The sequence below is a fragment of the Actinomycetospora callitridis genome (genome assembly GCF_028737265.1).
GTDB classification, from domain to species: Bacteria; Actinomycetota; Actinomycetes; order Mycobacteriales; family Pseudonocardiaceae; genus Actinomycetospora; species Actinomycetospora callitridis.
Genome location: NZ_JAQZAK010000004.1, coordinates 313,184 through 329,078, shown reverse-complemented (window position 1 = coordinate 329,078; position 15,895 = coordinate 313,184). Strand labels below are relative to the sequence as shown.

Annotated in this window: 15 protein-coding genes; 7 read left to right on the top strand and 8 right to left on the bottom strand. The window is 74.9% G+C overall.

Annotation, left to right across the window (positions count from 1 at the left end; all coding sequences use genetic code 11):
• Window positions 1-213: 213 nt before the first annotated feature.
• Complete coding sequence (locus tag PH191_RS16060) at window positions 214-1,143, top strand: SDR family NAD(P)-dependent oxidoreductase (protein ID WP_274195625.1); 930 nt, start codon at window positions 214-216, stop codon at window positions 1,141-1,143.
• 53 nt (window positions 1,144-1,196) lie between these two features.
• Here PH191_RS16060 and PH191_RS16055 read toward each other — a convergent pair whose 3' ends face one another.
• Window positions 1,197-1,424: an acyl carrier protein gene (locus PH191_RS16055; protein ID WP_274195624.1), complete on the bottom strand. Its 228-nt coding sequence runs from the start codon at window positions 1,422-1,424 to the stop codon at window positions 1,197-1,199.
• A gap of 91 nt (window positions 1,425-1,515) precedes the next feature.
• Window positions 1,516-1,899 (bottom strand): YrhK family protein, encoded by a 384-nt coding sequence (locus PH191_RS16050; RefSeq protein ID WP_274195623.1) that lies wholly within the window; start codon window positions 1,897-1,899, stop codon window positions 1,516-1,518.
• A gap of 191 nt (window positions 1,900-2,090) precedes the next feature.
• On the opposite strand from PH191_RS16050, the gene fdh reads away from it, so the two are divergent.
• On the top strand, window positions 2,091-5,354 hold the full coding sequence (gene fdh / locus PH191_RS16045) for a formate dehydrogenase (RefSeq protein ID WP_420791815.1): 3,264 nt from the start codon (window positions 2,091-2,093) through the stop codon (window positions 5,352-5,354).
• Window position 5,355: 1 nt separating this feature from the next.
• Here the strand turns inward: fdh and PH191_RS16040 are convergent, their stop codons facing one another.
• A complete protein-coding gene (locus tag PH191_RS16040; protein WP_274195622.1) occupies window positions 5,356-5,994 on the bottom strand; it encodes an OmpA family protein in 639 nt (212 codons plus the stop codon).
• A gap of 232 nt (window positions 5,995-6,226) precedes the next feature.
• Here PH191_RS16040 and PH191_RS16035 point away from each other — a divergent pair, with 232 nt between their 5' ends.
• Window positions 6,227-7,240, top strand: a complete 1,014-nt coding sequence (locus PH191_RS16035) for an ornithine cyclodeaminase (RefSeq protein ID WP_274195621.1) — start codon at window positions 6,227-6,229, stop codon at window positions 7,238-7,240.
• Window positions 7,241-7,286: 46 nt separating this feature from the next.
• Here the strand turns inward: PH191_RS16035 and PH191_RS16030 are convergent, their stop codons facing one another.
• Entirely contained in the window at window positions 7,287-7,721 is a 435-nt protein-coding gene (locus PH191_RS16030; protein WP_274195620.1) for a GlcG/HbpS family heme-binding protein, read from the bottom strand.
• 231 nt (window positions 7,722-7,952) lie between these two features.
• Here PH191_RS16030 and PH191_RS16025 point away from each other — a divergent pair, with 231 nt between their 5' ends.
• From PH191_RS16025 to PH191_RS16015, 3 genes are read left to right on the top strand one after another with little or no spacing between them, the layout of a single operon-like run.
• Window positions 7,953-9,659 carry a PP2C family protein-serine/threonine phosphatase gene (locus PH191_RS16025; RefSeq protein WP_274195619.1) on the top strand — a complete coding sequence of 569 codons (1,707 nt, stop codon included), beginning with the start codon at window positions 7,953-7,955 and terminating at the stop codon, window positions 9,657-9,659.
• Entirely contained in the window at window positions 9,656-10,690 is a 1,035-nt protein-coding gene (locus PH191_RS16020; RefSeq protein ID WP_274195618.1) for a cobalamin B12-binding domain-containing protein, read from the top strand. The genes PH191_RS16025 and PH191_RS16020 overlap by 4 nt, the downstream gene beginning before the upstream one ends.
• Window positions 10,690-11,010, top strand: a complete 321-nt coding sequence (locus PH191_RS16015; protein WP_274195617.1) for an STAS domain-containing protein — start codon at window positions 10,690-10,692, stop codon at window positions 11,008-11,010. The genes PH191_RS16020 and PH191_RS16015 overlap by 1 nt, the downstream gene beginning before the upstream one ends.
• Here PH191_RS16015 and PH191_RS16010 read toward each other — a convergent pair.
• Window positions 11,007-11,720: a DUF998 domain-containing protein gene (locus PH191_RS16010; RefSeq protein WP_274195616.1), complete on the bottom strand. Its 714-nt coding sequence runs from the start codon at window positions 11,718-11,720 to the stop codon at window positions 11,007-11,009. The two genes, PH191_RS16015 and PH191_RS16010, sit on opposite strands and share 4 nt — an antisense overlap.
• Before the next feature lie 62 nt (window positions 11,721-11,782).
• Here PH191_RS16010 and PH191_RS16005 point away from each other — a divergent pair, with 62 nt between their 5' ends.
• Window positions 11,783-12,400, top strand: a complete 618-nt coding sequence (locus tag PH191_RS16005; protein WP_274195615.1) for a TetR/AcrR family transcriptional regulator — start codon at window positions 11,783-11,785, stop codon at window positions 12,398-12,400.
• 43 nt (window positions 12,401-12,443) lie between these two features.
• Here PH191_RS16005 and PH191_RS16000 read toward each other — a convergent pair whose 3' ends face one another.
• Genes PH191_RS16000 through PH191_RS15990 form a run of 3 tightly spaced genes read right to left on the bottom strand, consistent with a single transcriptional unit; the run spans window position 12,444 to window position 15,878 of the window.
• Window positions 12,444-13,493, bottom strand: a complete 1,050-nt coding sequence (locus tag PH191_RS16000; protein ID WP_274195614.1) for an alpha/beta fold hydrolase — start codon at window positions 13,491-13,493, stop codon at window positions 12,444-12,446.
• The gene (locus PH191_RS15995; protein WP_274195613.1) at window positions 13,493-15,148 is read right to left on the bottom strand and encodes an acyl-CoA dehydrogenase family protein; all 1,656 of its coding nucleotides are present in this window, start codon (window positions 15,146-15,148) and stop codon (window positions 13,493-13,495) included. The genes PH191_RS16000 and PH191_RS15995 overlap by 1 nt, the downstream gene beginning before the upstream one ends.
• Complete coding sequence (locus tag PH191_RS15990) at window positions 15,132-15,878, bottom strand: Crp/Fnr family transcriptional regulator (RefSeq protein WP_274195612.1); 747 nt, start codon at window positions 15,876-15,878, stop codon at window positions 15,132-15,134. Before PH191_RS15990 ends, PH191_RS15995 begins: the two co-directional genes overlap by 17 nt.
• Window positions 15,879-15,895: the final 17 nt, after the last annotated feature.

Genomic DNA, 15,895 nt, shown 5'->3' with positions numbered 1-15,895 from the left:
CTCGGGTCGGGAAACGTCAGAGCGCCGCGGGACCACCGCGGGTGTCGTGACGAGGGGTGGCGGACGGACCGCCGGACGGGGCTGAGCTGCTCAACCCGTTGCGTCAGGGCTATCCGGTCGGACGCCGCGCAAACCGTCCTCGCGGTGTCGGTAGCCACGTCGGGGAGGCGGGTAGCCGCCCACGTGCAGCCTTCCGCAGATCAGGGGCGTCCGGTGGCGCTCGTCCTCGGAGCGAGCCGGGGGCTCGGCTTCCTCGTGGCGCAGGAGCTGGGCCGGCGGGGCCACGACCTCGCCGTCGTCGCCCGCTCCGCCGACGGGCTCGAGGCGGCGCGGCCCGACCTCGAGGCCACGGGGGCGACGGTGCTCGCCCTGCCGGCGGACCTGTCGTCGCGACCCGGCGCCGAGGCCGTCGTCGAGACCGCCGCGCAGCGCTTCGGGCGCCTCGACGTCGTGGTGGCGAACGCCGGCATCATCCAGGTCGCGCCGCTGCGCGCCCTGGACGCGGGCGACATCGCCACCGCCCACGACGCCATCTTCTGGAGCGCCGTCCACCCCGTGATGGCGGCGCTGCCGATCCTGCGCCGCCGTGGCGGCGGGCGGATCGTGGTGATCACCTCGATCGGCGGGAAGATCCCCACGCCGCGGCTGCTGCCGTACACGGCGGCGAAGTTCGCGACGGTCGGGTTCGCGGAGTCGCTGCGCACCGAGGCCGGGCGCGACGACATCACCGTGACGACGGTGGTGCCCGGGCTGATGCGCACCGGGTCGACCCGCAACGCGCTCGTCGGGGGCGACCGCGAGGCGGAGCTGCGGTGGTTCACGGCGCTGGCGTCGCTGCCGCTGCTGTCGATGGACGCCGGGGCGGCGGCACGCCGGATCGTCGCGGGCGGGCTCGCCGGGCGCGCCGAGGTCGTGCTGACGCCGGCGGCGAAGGTCGGGCTCCGGGTGCACGGGATCGCCCCGGGCCTGACCCAGCGGGCGCTCGGCCTGCTCGACCGCCTGCTGCCGACGCCGGGGGAGGCGCCGCCCGAGCCGGGTCACACGCTCCCCGAGCAGCCCTGGTGGCAGCGCCTGCTGACCACGCTCGACCGCCGTGCCGCCGTCCGCCACCACGAGCTCGACGACGAGATCCCGCGCCGCTGACCCACGTGCGTGGTCTTCCCGGTCGTGACCGGGAAGACCACGCACGTCGTCGGTCAGCTCGAGGTCTTCGAGGTGAGCTGGGCGAGGAACCGGTGGCACTGGTGCGCGCGATCGGAGTCCTGGCTCATCACCTGACGGAAGAAGTCGGCGACCTCGTCCAGGCCGGCGTTCTCCGCGTCGCGGACGTACTGCCCGTAGTCGTGCCCGGCCTTGAGGGCGTGGTACTGCACCGACACGAGGTCGAAGTTGACGTCGTCGAAGCCGGTCTCTCCGGTGGCCATGTGAACCTCCAGGAACGTGGATGTGCTCCGGGCTGCTCGCTCAACTCGGGGCCTCTGGCGTACCCGTCCACGGGTGCGCCGGTAACGCCGGTCAGAAGTCCCGTGCCACCTCGTTCGGCGTGCCCCGGGTGAGGCTCTGGAGCTGGATGCGCCGGGCGAGCCGGATCAGCGGCCGGATGCCGAGCTGGGCGCTGCCGATGACGAACAGCGTGACGCCGACGTTGAAGAGCTCGTGCCAGTAGAAGGCGATGCTGCCGACGGTGAAGAAGATGAAGATCCCGATGTCGTTGATGATGCTGAGCAGCTCGAAGCGCTGCCGCAGCACGAGCTCCTGGTTCCCGAGCGTCAGGGTGATGGGCTGGCCCTCGTGACCCGCGTCGGGGTCCTGCTGGTCCTGCTGGTTCTGCTGGTCCTCCTGCTGGTCCTCGGTGTCCTCGGCCTGGTTGCTCGTGTCCTGGCTCGTCTCCTGGCTCATCGCGCCTGCCTCCGGTGTGTCCGGCGGGGTGGTCCCCGACGTGTCGGCCTAGGAGGTGGGTGATACGAGGGATCGACAAACCCCGTCGGTGCATTTGCGGGTCCCCGTCGGCGGTGACACGGTGGTCGCACCGGTTCACGCGACAGCCGGCGCCCACCAGCCGGACCGTTCTTCCCGGAGGCGCCGTGAGCCTGCCCCGTCGTGCTGCCGACCTCGTGCGCTCCTGGCCGTTGTTCCGTCAGCTGACCGGCCCGGACCCGCTCGGCCGCGGTGCCGCGGTGGAGTCCAACTCGGCCGACGAGTGGCACGCGCGCACGACCGAGGCCGACTCCGTCACGCGCTCGGTGTGTCCGTTCTGCGCCGTCGGCTGCGGGCAGAAGATCTACGCCAAGGGCGGCCGGGTCACCCACATCGAGGGCGACCCCGACTCGCCGATCAGCCGCGGCCGGCTCTGCCCCCGGGGGTCGTCGAGCCTGTCGCTGGTGACCTCGCCGTCGCGCATCACGAAGGTGCGCTACCGGCGGCCGGGAGGGACCGACTGGGAGGACCTCGACCTCGACACGGCCATGGACATGATCGCCGACCGCGTCGTCGACACCCGGTCCCGGACGTGGCAGGACACCGACGACGAGGGCCGCGTCCTCAACCGCACCCTGGGGCTCGCGCACCTCGGGGGCGCGACGCTGGACAACGAGGAGAACTACCTCCTCAAGAAGCTCTACACCGCGCTCGGCGCCGTCCAGGTGGAGAACCAGGCGCGCATTTGACACAGCTCCACCGTCCCCGGTCTGGGGACCAGCTTCGGTCGTGGCGGCGCCACCAACACCCAGCAGGACATCGCGCAGGCCGACTGCGTCGTGCTCGAGGGCTCGAACATGGCCGAGGCGCACCCGGTGGGCTTCCAGTGGGTGATGGAGGCCAAGGCCCGTGGGGCGCAGATCATCCACGTCGACCCGCGGTTCACGCGGACCAGCGCGGTCGCCGACTCGCACGTCCCGATCCGTCCCGGCACCGACATCGCCTTCCTCGGCGGGCTGATCAACTATGTCCTGGAGAACGAGCGCGACTTCCGCGAGTACGTCGTCGCCTACACCAACGCGCCGATGCTGGTGCGCGAGGACTTCGTCGACGCCGGTGACGACGACGGCCTGTTCTCCGGCTGGGACCCGGAGACGCGGTCGTACGACACCTCGACCTGGCAGTACGAGGGTGCCGAGGTCGCGGCCGCGTCGGGCAACCGCGACGACTGGTCGCGGGTGGCCGACCCGCAGGAGACCCAGCGCGTCGCCCACCTGCTCGGCCAGTCGGAGGGCGCGGGCTCGGGCGGGGCGACCTTCTCGGGCGAGCCCCACCGCGACGACACGCTGCAGCACCCGCGGTGCGTCTACCAGGTGCTGCGCCGCCACTTCGCCCGCTACACCCCGGAGATGGTCTCCCGCGTCTGCGGGATGAGCCCGGGCCAGTTCCGGCAGGTCGCCGAGGCGATCTGCGCGAACTCCGGGCGCGAGCGCACGACGATGTGGATCTACTCGGTGGGCTGGACCCAGCACACCGTCGGCGTCCAGTACATCCGCGCCGCGTCGATCCTGCAGGGGCTGCTGGGCAACATCGGGCGCCCGGGCGGCGGGATCATGGCGCTGCGCGGCCACGCCACGATCCAGGGCTCCACCGACATCCCCACGCTCTACGACCTGCTGCCCGGCTACATCCCCATGCCGAACGCGCACAAGGAGATGCACCTCGCCGAGTACCTGGCGGCGGACTCGGCCACCAAGGGCTTCTGGGGCAACATGCCGGCCTACGTCGTCAGCCTGCTCAAGGCGTGGTTCGGCGACGCCGCGACGCGGGAGAACGACTTCGGCTTCGAGTGGATGCCGCGCATCTCCGGCGACCACTCCACGTTCACCACCGTCCTCAACATGATCGACGGGCAGTGCGAGGGCTACTTCGTGCTCGGCGAGAACCCGGCCGTGGGCACGACGAACTCGAAGCAGCAGCGCCAGGGCCTCGCCGCGCTGAAGTGGCTCGTGGTGCGCGACCTCCAGGAGATCGAGACGGCCACGTTCTGGAAGAACGGGCCGGAGATCGAGACCGGGGAGCTGCGCACCGAGGACATCGACACCGAGGTGTTCCTGCTCCCGGCCGCGACGCACGTCGAGAAGGCCGGATCGTTCACCAACACCCAGCGCCTGCTGCAGTGGCGGCACAAGGCCGTCGAACCCCCGGGCGACTGCCGCAGCGACCTCTGGTTCGTCTGGGAGCTGGGCCGTCGGATCCGCGCGCGGCTGGCCGACTCGGGCCTGACGCGGGACGCGGCGATCAAGAACCTGACCTGGGACTACCCCACCGAGGGCCCGCACGGCGACCCGGACGCCCACGCGATCCTCAAGGAGATCAGCGGCGTCGACGAGCACGGCGACCCCGTCCCGGGCTACACCGCGCTCAAGGACGACGGCTCCACGTCGTGCGGCTGCTGGATCTACTCCGGGGTGTACGCCGACGGCGTCAACCAGGCGGCGCGGCGGGTGCCCGCGGGCGGGGAGAGTCCTGCCGCGCTGGAGTGGGGCTGGGCGTGGCCGATGAACCGGCGCGTGCTCTACAACCGGGCCTCGGCCGACCCCGAGGGCCGGCCGTGGAGCGAGCGCAAGGCCTACGTCTGGTGGGACGAGGACCAGCAGCGCTGGACGGGCCACGACGTGCCCGACTTCGAGGCGGACAAGCCCCCGTCGTACCGGCCGCCGGAAGGTGCCGAGGCGCAGGACGCGATCGGGGGCGACGAGCCGTTCATCATGCAGGCCGACGGCCGCGTGTGGCTCTACGTCCCGACGGGGCTGGCCGACGGGCCGATGCCGGTGCACTACGAGCCGGAGGAGGCCCCGACGCGCAACGCGCTGCACCCGAAGACGCGGTCCAACCCGGCCCGCGAGCGCTTCGAGCGGCCGGACAACCTCTACAACCCCTCGGACCACCAGCCGGGGTCCGAGGTCTTCCCGTACGCGTTCACGACGTTCCGCATCGCCGAGCACCACACGGCGGGCGGGATGAGCCGGTGGACGCCGTACCTCGCGGAGCTGGCGCCGGAGATGTTCGTCGAGGTCTCGCCGGCGCTGGCCGCCGAGCGCGGCCTGGAGCACACGGGGTGGGCGACGATCGTCACCGCGCGCAGCGCCATCGAGGCGCGGGTGGTGGTCACCGCGCGGATGAAGCCGCTACGCATCGCCGGCGAGACGATCCACCAGGTGGGCCTGCCGTGGCACTGGGGGCCGAACGGCCTGGTCACCGGCGACGCGGCCAACGAGATCATCGGCATCTCGCTGGACCCGAACGTCCACATCATGGACACCAAGACCGGCACCTGTGACGTCGTGGCCGGGCGTCGCCCGCGGGGGCCGGCGCTGCTGTCGTTCGTCGACGGGTACCGGCAGCGGGCCGGGCTCACCGACGTGACCGGCTGACCTACCCCACCCGCAGCTCCACCCGCCGGCTGGCCTCCAGCGAGTCGAGCGGGTCGGCGGGGCCGACGCCGACGGCGGTGAGGCTCCCGGCGGGCACACCGGCCGCCTCCAGCCGGTGCACGATGTCCTCCGCGCGCTGCTGCGAGAGCACCTGCGCGTCCCCGCTGTCCTCCCCGGTGGGGGCGGTGTGCCCCTCGACGGTCACGGCCGGCCCGGGGCTCGCCTTCAGCACGGCGGCGAGCCGGTCGACGACGTCGTCCGCCCCGGCGTTCGGCGTGGCGCTGTCGGCGGGGAAGCGCAGGGGTGTCGCGACGAGGACCTCGTCGATCGTCTGCTGGAGCACCGCGACGTCGGGGGCCCCCGCGGCGCGGGAGGTGGTGGACGGCCCGGGGGCCGGCGCGACGGGCGACGCCGCGGTGGGGGAGGGCGTGCTGGACGTCCGCGTCAGCGCGACCGCGGCGGCCACCCCGCCCAGGAGCAGCACCGCGAGCAGGGCGATCAGCAGCACGCCCCGCCGGCCGCCGACCCGCGCCGCGTGGGTGCCGCCGCCGGCCGGGCCCCGGCCGCCCCACCAGTGCGCGCCCGTGCCGGGGCCGCCCGTGACGCGCCCGCGATGCAGCCCGCCGCCTCCGCCCGTCACCGGACCTCGCCACCTCCTCCGCAGTCGTGACGCACTGTGCCCGGTCCGGTGCCCGACTCGCCCGGGTCCGGACGGAAAGAGGCCGGACGGCGCTCTCAGGGTTGGGCCGAACGGCGCACGTGAGCGAAGTTCCCGGCGATGGCCGGGAACGTCGCTCACGGGTCGGTGCGTGGGGCGCCGGTGCGTGGCAGGACTGGTGCGTGACGGGGGCGGGCGAGGAGGATCGCCTGTCGTGTCGACCCCGAGCCCCGAACCGGCCCTGCGCGTGCTGCGCCACGACGACGTCCTGGCCGCGGCGGAGGACGTCGACCCCGTCGCGAGCGTGGAGGCGACGCTGCTCCTGCACGCCCGCGGCGCGACGACGCTGCCCGACGAGGCCTACCTCCCGTGGCACACGGCGTCGGGCGCCTTCGCCCGCAGCCTCGCGCTGCCCGGCGCCGTGTGGGGCGACCGGCCGGCCGTGGGCCTCAAGGTGATCAACTCGAGCCTCGACAACCCGTCGCGGGGGCTGCCCCGTGCACAGGGCTGGACGTTCCTGTTCGACCCGGACACCGCCCGGCCGATCGCGATGCTGTCCGCGGCGTGGATCTCGGCGACCCGCACGGCGGCCTACACGGTGCTGTCGGCGCGTCGGCTCGCCGCGCCCGGCCTCGACCGGATCGCGGTGCTCGGCTGCGGCGCGATCGCCGAGTCGCACCTCGACCTGCTGCGCGTCGACCACCCGGACGCCTCGGTGGTGGTCTACGACCAGGACCCCGCCCGCGCACGCTCGCTGGCCGCCCTGCGGCGCGCGGAGGTGGCCGACGACCCGCGCACCGCCGTCGAGGGCGCCGGGCTCGTCGTCTGCACGACCACGACCACCACCGGCTACATCGCGCTCGACTGGCTGGCGCCCGGCGCGCTCGTCGCCCACGTGTCCCTCGACGACGTGCTGCCCGAGGTCGCCACCGGCGCCGACCTGGTCGTCGTCGACGACTGGAACCTCATCGCCGCCGACGACCGCCGGCTGTTCGGCCGGATGCTGCGCGAGGGCACCCTGTGCGGGCCGGGGGAGTCGGCGCCGGGGGCGCGCACCGTCGACGCGACGCTCGCCGACGTCGTCGCGGGACGGCACCCGGGGCGGGCGAAGGACACCGACGTCGTGCTGAGCAACCCGTTCGGGATGGGCGTCCTCGACGTCGCCCTCGCCGCCGACGTGCACGACGCCGCGCTGGCCCGCGACCTCGGCACGGTGCTGGAACCCTGACGTGCGTGATCTTCTGAGCTATCGCTGAGAAGATCACGCACGTGGGCTACTCCGCGCCCGTGCGGGGCACCAGGCCCGCGGCGCGGATGCCGGCGACGACGGCCTCCTCGTCGGCCAGGGACGCGTCGCCGCTGGCCCCGGCCGCGCCGAGCAGCTCGCCCGCCTCGTCGTGGATGAACACCCCGCCCGGCACCGAGAACACCTTGCCGGCGGTCAGCGAGGCGACCGAGGTGAAGAACTCCGCCGAGTCCGCCGCTCGCGCCGCGATCGCCCGGCTGTCCATGCCCAGGCCGAGCACCCCGTAGGCCTTGGCCGTCGCCACGTCGGGGCGCAGGAACCCCGACCCGTCCTCGCGCCCGAGCGCCACCGGTGCGCCCCCGGGGTCGAGCACGACGACGGTGAGCGGCTTGAAGCCCTGCGCCCGGGCGTGGGCGAGCGCGGCGGACACGATGCTCTGGGCCTGCTCGAGGTGGATGCTCATGGCGGGCCGGTACCCACCGCGCGCCCGCGCATCACACCGGACGCCGCGCGACGTCGTCGCGTCATCGGCCGGTCGCCGTGCGCGATCGGGTGACGGTCCCGGTGATTCGGGTACGCCCACCGCTCGTCCGCTCCTCGCCGACGGTTCGTCGTGCCGTCGCGCGTGGGCCAAGCCGGTGGTGATCGGCATCTATTAGGGTTTTCGGGACCGTCACGGAGGGAGGCGACGGCGATGGACGGACGTCACGGCGTCCCCACCCGTGTCGCCGACGTGCGCACCCCCGCGGACGACACCCCCTCCACGGCCCCGGCCCCCGCGCCGCCGACCACCGTCGGCCCCGGCCTGATCGACGGGCTCGACGAGGGCGTCGTCGTCTGCGACCGCGCCGGCGTCGTGCGCGCCGCCAACGCCGCCGCCCGTGCCCTGCTGCCCGACCTGCGCGTCGGCGAGGTCGTCGACGTCGCCCGCTGCGAGGTCCTCGCCCGCGCGGTCCGCGGCGAGGGCCAGGGGACGGGCAGCTTCGAGGCCGTCGTCGACCACCCCGAGGGCGAGCGCCACGTGCGCGGCCGCCGCGGCCCGGTGCTCGGGCCCACGCCGCCCCCGCCGCCCGAGCCCGGCGAGGGCGACTCCACCTGGTTCCTGCGCGACGTCACCGGCGAGCACGCCCGCACCGACACCCTGCTCGCCGCCCAGGAGCGCGCCGCGTTCCTCGCCGAGGCCGGGCGGGCCCTGCACGGCGTCCTGCACCTCGACCGGACGGCCCGCCGCGTCGTCGCCCTGGCCGTGCCACGCCTGGCCACGGGGGCCGTGCTCGTGATGCGGCACGACGACCAGGTCACCTGGGCGGCCACCGAGCTCGGTGGTGGCCGACCGCGCCTCGGGCACACCGCCGCGTCCGAGCTGACCCGGGTCCCGCGCGTCGCCGCGGCGCTGGCCGACGAGGGCGGCGGCGTCGACGTCGACCCGTGGCTCGCCGAGGAGCTCGCCACGCTGACCGGTCTCGACGCCCCGGGCTCGGGAGCGCCGCTACGCGCCTGCCCGGTGCCCGTCACCGGGGTCGTCGACGCGCTCGTGGTGCTCGCCGGCCCCCGCGCGGCCGGCGACGACGCGACCGATCCCGAGGAGGACCTGCTCTCCTCCTACGTCGCGCGCGCCGGTGCCGCCCTGGCGGCCGCGGCGCTGCACGAGGAGCAGGCCCACCTCGGCGCCGTCCTCCAGGAGAGCCTGGCCGCCCCGCGCCTGCCCGAGACCGAGGGCGTCGTCTGGGGTGCCGCCTACCGCCCGGCCCGCGAGACGCTGCGCGTCGGCGGCGACTTCTACGAGGTCGTGGGGCCGCGCGGGCCCGAGGGCCGCTCGGCCTTCCTGCTCGGCGACGTGTGCGGCAAGGGCATCGAGGCCGCGGTGCTCTCCGGCCGGGTCCGCCAGTCGTGGCACGCGCTGCGCCTGCTCGAGGACCGCCCGGCCCGCCTGCTGCCGCTGCTCAACACCGCGTTGCTCGACGCCGTCGCCACCCGTGACGAGGGCCCGCGCTTCGCGACGATGGTGCTCGGTGACGCTCGTCCGCAGGAGGACGGCACGGTCGCGCTGCGGCTCGCCACCGGCGGCCACCCGCCGCCGCTGGTGCTGCGCGCCGACGGGAGCGTCGAGACGGTGCCGGTGGCCGGGATGCTCGTGGGCGGCCTGCGCGAGGCCCGCTTCGGCGAGGCCGAGGTGCTGCTCGGCCCCGGCGACACCTGCCTGCTCTACAGCGACGGGGTGGTCGAGGCGCGCGGCGCCGGCGATTTCTTCGGCGAGGAACGCCTGGCCACCACCCTGCCCGCCTGCGCCGGCGCGCCCCCCGCGGTGGTGTGCGAGCACCTCGAGCAGACCGTCGTGGAGTGGCTCGACGGGCACGACCACGACGACGTCGCCCTCCTGGCGATCCAGGCGCCCGCGTGACGAGCCCGGACGCCTTGCGCGTCGCCTACCTCGAGCGCGTCGCCGTCTCCGACGAGGCCGGCGCGATCGCGGTGGCCGCCGACGCGCTCGACGCCGGCGTCGACCCCGAGGTCGTGCTGCTCGACGTCGTCGCCGCGGCGCAGCGCGAGGTCGGCGAGCGCTGGGCCGCGGGGGAGTGGACGGTCGTCCAGGAGCACGTGGCGACCCACATCAGCGAGCGCGTGGTCGCCGCCGTCGCACGGCACGCCCCGGCGCCCCCGCCCACCGGCTCGGACACCGTCGCCGTCGCCTGCCTCGACGGCGAGTGGCACGGCCTGCCGGCGCGGCTGCTCGCCGAGGTCCTCACCCGGCACGGCTGGCGGGTGGAGTTCCTCGGCGCCTCGGTGCCCGCCGCGCAGCTCGCCACCCACGTGCACCGGGCGGGCCCGGACGTCGTGGCCATCTCCAGCTCGCTGGCCTCGCGGCTGCCCGCGGCGCGCCGGATGGTCGAGGCCTGCCGGGCCACCGGCACGCCCGTGCTCGCCGGCGGCCCCGCGTTCGGCGAGGACGGCCGCTGGGCCCGGGCCGTCGGCGCCGACGGCTGGGCGCCCGACGCCCGCGCCGCCGCCGCGATGCTCGCGGCCGACCCGGAGGGGCCCTGGTTCACCGAGGAGCCCGCGGACGGGACCCCTGTCGACCGCGCCGCCCGCGAGGAGCAGGCCGTGCTGCACGCCCGTCGCGCCGAGCTCGTCCGGCACGCGGCGGCCGCGGTCCGTCCCGCTGTCGACGGGCCCGGTGACGGCGTGCCCGACGAGCTCGCCGACGACCTCGGGCACCTCGTCGACTTCCTGGCCGCCGCCGTGTTCGTCGACGACCCGTCGCTGTTCGACGGGTTCGTGCGCTGGGTCGGGTCGGTGGCGATCCCGACGGGCCTGCGGCTCGACGAGGTCGGCCCGGTGCTCGACGCCCTCGCCGCCGCCCTCGCCGACTCGCCCCGCACCGCGGCGCTGCTGCGCGGCGCGCACGGCGGCCTGCCGACGCCGGTGGCGTGATGGCCGACCTGACGATCCGGACCGAGCGGACCGACGGCCCGGACGGCCAGGCCGTCGTCTCCGTCGGCGGCGACCTCGACTACGACTCCCACGGCCGCCTCGAGGAGGCGGTCGACGCCGCGCTCGACGGGGGACGACGCCCGGCCGGGCTGGTCGTCGACCTCGCCGAGGTCACCTACTGCGACTCCTGCGGGCTGCGCGTGCTGCTCGGCGCCCAGGCCCGCGCCCACGACGTCGGCGCCACCTTCGTGCTGCGCGGCGCGCACGGCCAGCCCGCCCGCGCCCTGAAGCTCACGGGCCTGGACCAGGTCTTCGGCTAGCGCGCCGGGGTCAGCAGCGGCGTGCGCCGGTAGAGGTCGACCGACGTCACGGCGAGCCAGACCCACACGAGGACCACGCCGGCCCAGAACCCCACCACGACGACGGGCGAGGACGAGCCGCTGGCGATGCCGGCGAAGGCGACGAGGAACAGGACGCCGGTGGCCCGGGAGAACCACGCCATCCCCGGCCGGCCCTGCCCGGCGAAGTGGCGCCCGAGCAGCAGCGCGCCGGCGACGAGGCACAGGAAGCCGAGCCCCCCGACCACGAGGTGGCCGATCCCGCCGACCGTGACGACGGCCGGCGGCCCGTCGGGGGTGCCGGGCGGGAAGCCGTTCATCGGGTCGGCGACGAACGCGCCGGCGCCCACGAGCCCGATCCCGTAGCCGGCGACGAGACGCGGTCCCCAGACCGTGCCGGGACCGCCGCCCAGGGTGCGCAGCGCCCGTCCCATCCCGACCGCCGCGCCGATCGTCATCAGCCCGGTGACGACCAGGTTCGCGATCTGGATCCAGCCCCACGGTCCGTTCGCCAGCAGGCTGAGGTCGTGGCGTGCGAGGTCGTAGCCGTCGCGGGTGAGGGCCTGCGCGAGGCCCACGACCAGGTAGAACGGTCCCGCGAGCACCCCGTACCCGAGCAGCGAGCGGGTCACCGCGGCGTGGCGGTCGGCGTCACCGCGCCCGACCAGCGGGCTTCCCGAGGGACCGGTCATGCCGGTGCACGGTAGTGGTCCTGGTACCGTACCGTCCAGTTTTCGTCGGAACGGAGGGCGACATGACCGCGGGGAAGCGCGAGGTGATCGTCCGCGCGGCGACCGAGCTCTTCCTGCAGCAGGGCTACCAGGCGACGAGCACCGAGCAGATCGCCGCGGCCGCCGCGGTGTCGAAGCAGACGGTCTACAGCCGGTTCGGGGACAAGGAGAGCCTGTTCCGCGAGATCGTGCTCGGCGTCGCCGCCACCGCGGAGGCCTTCGCCGCCGACCTCACGGCGTCCCTCGCCGACGTCTCCGAGGCGCGGGACGTGGCGCGGGTGCTGCGCGCGCTGGCGCGGCGCTACCTCGCCGCGGTGATGGACCCGCAGGTCCTGGCCCTGCGCCGGCTGGTGATCGGCGAGGCCGCCCGCTTCCCCGAGGTCGCGGCCACCTACTACGAGCGGTCACCGGCGATGGTCCTGGCGGCCCTCGCCGACGGGTTCGCCCGGCTCGCCGACCTCGGGCTGATCACCGTCGACGACCCGCGGCGCGCCGCCGACGACTTCGCGTTCCTGGTGCTCGGGCGCCCGCTGGACCACGGCCTGTTCCACGTCCCGGCGGCGGCCCCGACGGACGCGGAGATCGCCGCCACCGCCGAGCACGCCGTCGACGTCTTCCTCGGGTGCGCTTCGCGCATGTGAGCACTTCGGAGTGCTCCAGCACCCCGAAGTGCTCACATGCGCGTCAGCGCACCGAGTCCAGGAAGCTGAAGAACGTGTCGGCCCACCGCTGCGCGTCGTCGACGTGCGGGCCGTGCCCGGACTCCTCGAAGATCTCGATCTCGGCGCGGCCGCCGGCGGCGCGGTAGGCCTCGAGGACGTCGCGGATCTGGGTGACCATCGGCTGCGGCGGGAAGACGTCGGCCCCGGGCCAGCCGGGCACGACGCCGCCCGCCCCGAGGGTGCCGAGCTCGAGCGCCGAGTTGTCGGCGACCACGACGTCGGCACCGCCGTGGGTCCAGAGCACCGGCGGCTTCTCGGCGAGCGTGGGCAGCCACGACCAGTCGCAGTACTTCGGCGACAGGGCGTTGAGCAGGCCCCGGGTCCCGGGCGCGACGCCCGGCCAGTTCTCCGATGGCACGGCGTCGCCCGGGTAGCCGTCGTCGGAGATGGTGGTCAGCAGGATCTCGTCGAGGAGCACCTCCTCGCGCGCGGGCGGCTCGCGGTGCCCGGCGCGCCAGTACGTCGCGTTCATGACGTTGCGCGGCGAGAGCGGGCTGTCCTCGGAGCGGTCGCCGTCGCGCAGGCGCTGCACGAACTCGGGGTTGGCCACGCCGGCGCCGGAGCCCGCGACGTCGGGCCAGCACGGCCGGCCGTCGCGGAACACGCCCCCGAACCCGTACGGCGAGACCGGGTCGAGGAACGTCAGCGACGCGACCCGCCGGGCCCGGGCGACCAGGGCGATCGCGGCGCCCGCGGTGGACCAGCCGACGAGGTGCACGGGGCGGTCGATGCCGAGCGCGTCGAGGAACCCCTCGAGGTCGTCGGCCCAGTCGCCGAGCCCGCGGGTGGCGTCGATCGGCGCGGCCTCGCTGCGCCCGAAACACCGCATGTCCGGGGCCAGCAGCCGGTAGCGCTCGGGCGCGCCGGGCATGAGGTGCTCGTAGAACCGGCCGGTCGAGAGGTTGCCGTGCACGAGGACCACGGGCTCGCCGTCGGACGGGCCGGACTCGAGGTAGTGGGTGCGGATGCGCCCGTCGACCTCGGCGGCACGCACACCGGGCATGAGATCCATCAGGCGCTCCTGGAGGTGTCGGGCAGGCGGGCGAGCAGGGCGTCGACGTCGACACCGCGGGGGAGTGTGCCGAACGCCTGGCCGTGGTCGCCGGCGACGCGCGAGGACACGTAGGCGTCGGCGACGGCCGTCGGCGCGTGGCGCACGAGCAGCGCGCCCGAGAGCAGCACCGCCATCCGCTCGGTGAGGCGCCGGGCGTCGCGCTCGTCGGCGTGGACGAGGTCGGCCTCGACCTCCTTGCGGCCCGCGTCGATCCGGTCGTCGACGCCGGACACCTCGGCGCGCCACGCCTCCAGCGAGGCCGGCTCGCGGGCGAGGATCCGCAGCAGGTCGAGGGCGTTGACGTTGCCCGAGCCCTCCCAGATCGAGTTCAGCGGCGACTCGCGGAACAGCCGCGGCATCCCCGACTCCTCGACGTAGCCGTTGCCGCCGAGGCACTCGAGGGCCTCGCCGACCACGGCGGTCTGGCGCTTGCAGATCCAGTACTTCCCGAGCGTCACGCCGATCCGCCGGAACGCGGCCTCGTGCTCGTCGCGCGGCGCCCGGTCCTGGGCCCCGGCCAGCCGCAGGGCCAGCGTCACCGCGGCCTCGGACTCGAGGGCCAGGTCGGCGAGCACCTCCCGCATCAGCGGCTGCTCGAGCAGCGTCCGCCCGAACGCCGACCGGTACCGGGCGTGGTGCGCCGCCCGCGACACCGCCGCCCGCATGCCCGCGGCCGAGCCGAGCGCGTTGTCCAGCCGCGTGCAGGCGACCATCTCGATGATCGTGCGCACGCCCCGGCCCTCGTCGCCCACCCGCCACGCGACGGTGTCCTCGAACTCGGGCTCGCTCGACGCGTTCGAGCGGTTGCCGAGCTTGTCCTTGAGCCGCTGGATGCGGAACGTGTTGCGCGTGCCGTCGGGCAGCACGCGGGGCACGAGGAAGCAGGTCAGCCCGGCTCCTCCGCCTCTTCCCGTCGCTCCGCTCGCCCCGCCGGCCTGCGCGAGCACCAGGAACAGGTCGCACATCGGGGCGCTGGTGAACCACTTGTGGCCGGTCAGCAGGTACGTCCCGTCCGAGGTGGCGACGGCCCGGGTCGTGTTCGCCCGGACGTCCGAGCCGCCCTGCTTCTCGGTCATGCCCATGCCCGCGAGCAGGCCCCGCTTGGTGGACGGCACGCGCAGGCCGGGGTCGTGGGTCCGGCTCGTCAGGCCCGGTCCGTAGGTCGCGAGCAGCTCGGGGGCGGCGCGCAGGGCGGGCAGCACGGCGTAGGTCATCGAGATCGGGCAGCCGTGCCCGGCCTCGAGCTGCGACCAGGTCAGGAAGCCCGCGGCGCGGGCGACGTGGGCGCCCGCGCGCTCGTCGGCCCAGGGTGCGCCGGCGAAGCCGTGACCGACGGCCTCGGCCAGCAGCGCGTGGTAGCCCGGGTCGTAGTCGACCTCGTCGACGCGGTGCCCGACGCGGTCGTGGGTGCGCAGGCGGGGCTCGTTCCGGTGCGCGGCGTCGGCCCACTCCGCCGCCACGGCCGAGCCCGCGAGCCGGCCGACGGCGTGCAGGTCGTCGCGGGCCCACCCGGCGCCCTCGCGCTCGAGGCCCTCGAGCAGTGGCGGGTCGGCCGCCACGTCGTGGCCGACGAGATCGGGCACCTGGTTGGAGACCTCATGCGTCGCGGGCACGGGACGATCCGACCACGCCGCGCGCCCGTGAGCCAGGCCCGGGCGCGGGCTCGCCGCGGGCCAGCGCGACGAGCGCGGGGCGGTCCCGCAGGTGGTAGACGCCGCGCCCGACAGGCTCGACGATGTCGCGCGCCGCGATCGCCGCCAGCGCCTGGTTCACCGACTGCCGGGCGGCCCCGAGCCGGCTGGCCAGCTCCGCCTGCCGCAGGGGGATGACGATGAGGTCGGAGCCGGCCTGCTGCGAGGCGAGCAGGAACTTGGCCACCCGGCGGGTGACGGGCAAGGAGCCGAGGTCGGCCATCTGCTCGGTGAAGGCCTGCAGACGCTCGGCGATGTGGCGGGCGATCGCGATGCCCAGCTCGCGGTCGGCCTCGAGGAGCCCGGGCAGCACGGACGCGGGGATGCGCATCACGCGCGTGCCGTCGACCAGGGCGCGCATCGTCGCGTAGTACGGGATGTCCGCGACGACGTTCTCCAGGCACAGGCTCTCGAAGCGGCGATCGCTGACGAAGTAGAGCATCGACTCGGGGTCGGTCGGGTCGCCCCGCCACGCCCCGACCCGCCCCTGCAGGAGCACGAAGAACGCGTCCGGGGCGTGACCGGACTTGTAGAGCACCGCCTCCCGGCCCAGCGTCTCCACCGTGCAGAGGCGGGCGACCGCGGTGAGGTGACCCGGAGCCAGGCGACGGAACCACTCGATCGCTCCGAGCTCCTCGACCGTCGGCCGCATGGTCGAACCTTAGCGTG

Coding starts and splice junctions, on each gene's coding strand:
- PH191_RS16005 (WP_274195615.1), top strand. CDS start 11,783: ATGACCGCGGGGAAGCGCGAGGTGATCGTCCGCGCGGCGACCGAGCTC.
- PH191_RS16050 (WP_274195623.1), bottom strand. CDS start 1,899: ATGAGCCAGGAGACGAGCCAGGACACGAGCAACCAGGCCGAGGACACC.
- PH191_RS16055 (WP_274195624.1), bottom strand. CDS start 1,424: ATGGCCACCGGAGAGACCGGCTTCGACGACGTCAACTTCGACCTCGTG.
- PH191_RS16030 (WP_274195620.1), bottom strand. CDS start 7,721: ATGAGCATCCACCTCGAGCAGGCCCAGAGCATCGTGTCCGCCGCGCTC.
- PH191_RS16025 (WP_274195619.1), top strand. CDS start 7,953: ATGGACGGACGTCACGGCGTCCCCACCCGTGTCGCCGACGTGCGCACC.
- PH191_RS15990 (WP_274195612.1), bottom strand. CDS start 15,878: ATGCGGCCGACGGTCGAGGAGCTCGGAGCGATCGAGTGGTTCCGTCGC.
- PH191_RS16015 (WP_274195617.1), top strand. CDS start 10,690: ATGGCCGACCTGACGATCCGGACCGAGCGGACCGACGGCCCGGACGGC.
- PH191_RS16010 (WP_274195616.1), bottom strand. CDS start 11,720: ATGACCGGTCCCTCGGGAAGCCCGCTGGTCGGGCGCGGTGACGCCGAC.
- PH191_RS16000 (WP_274195614.1), bottom strand. CDS start 13,493: ATGGATCTCATGCCCGGTGTGCGTGCCGCCGAGGTCGACGGGCGCATC.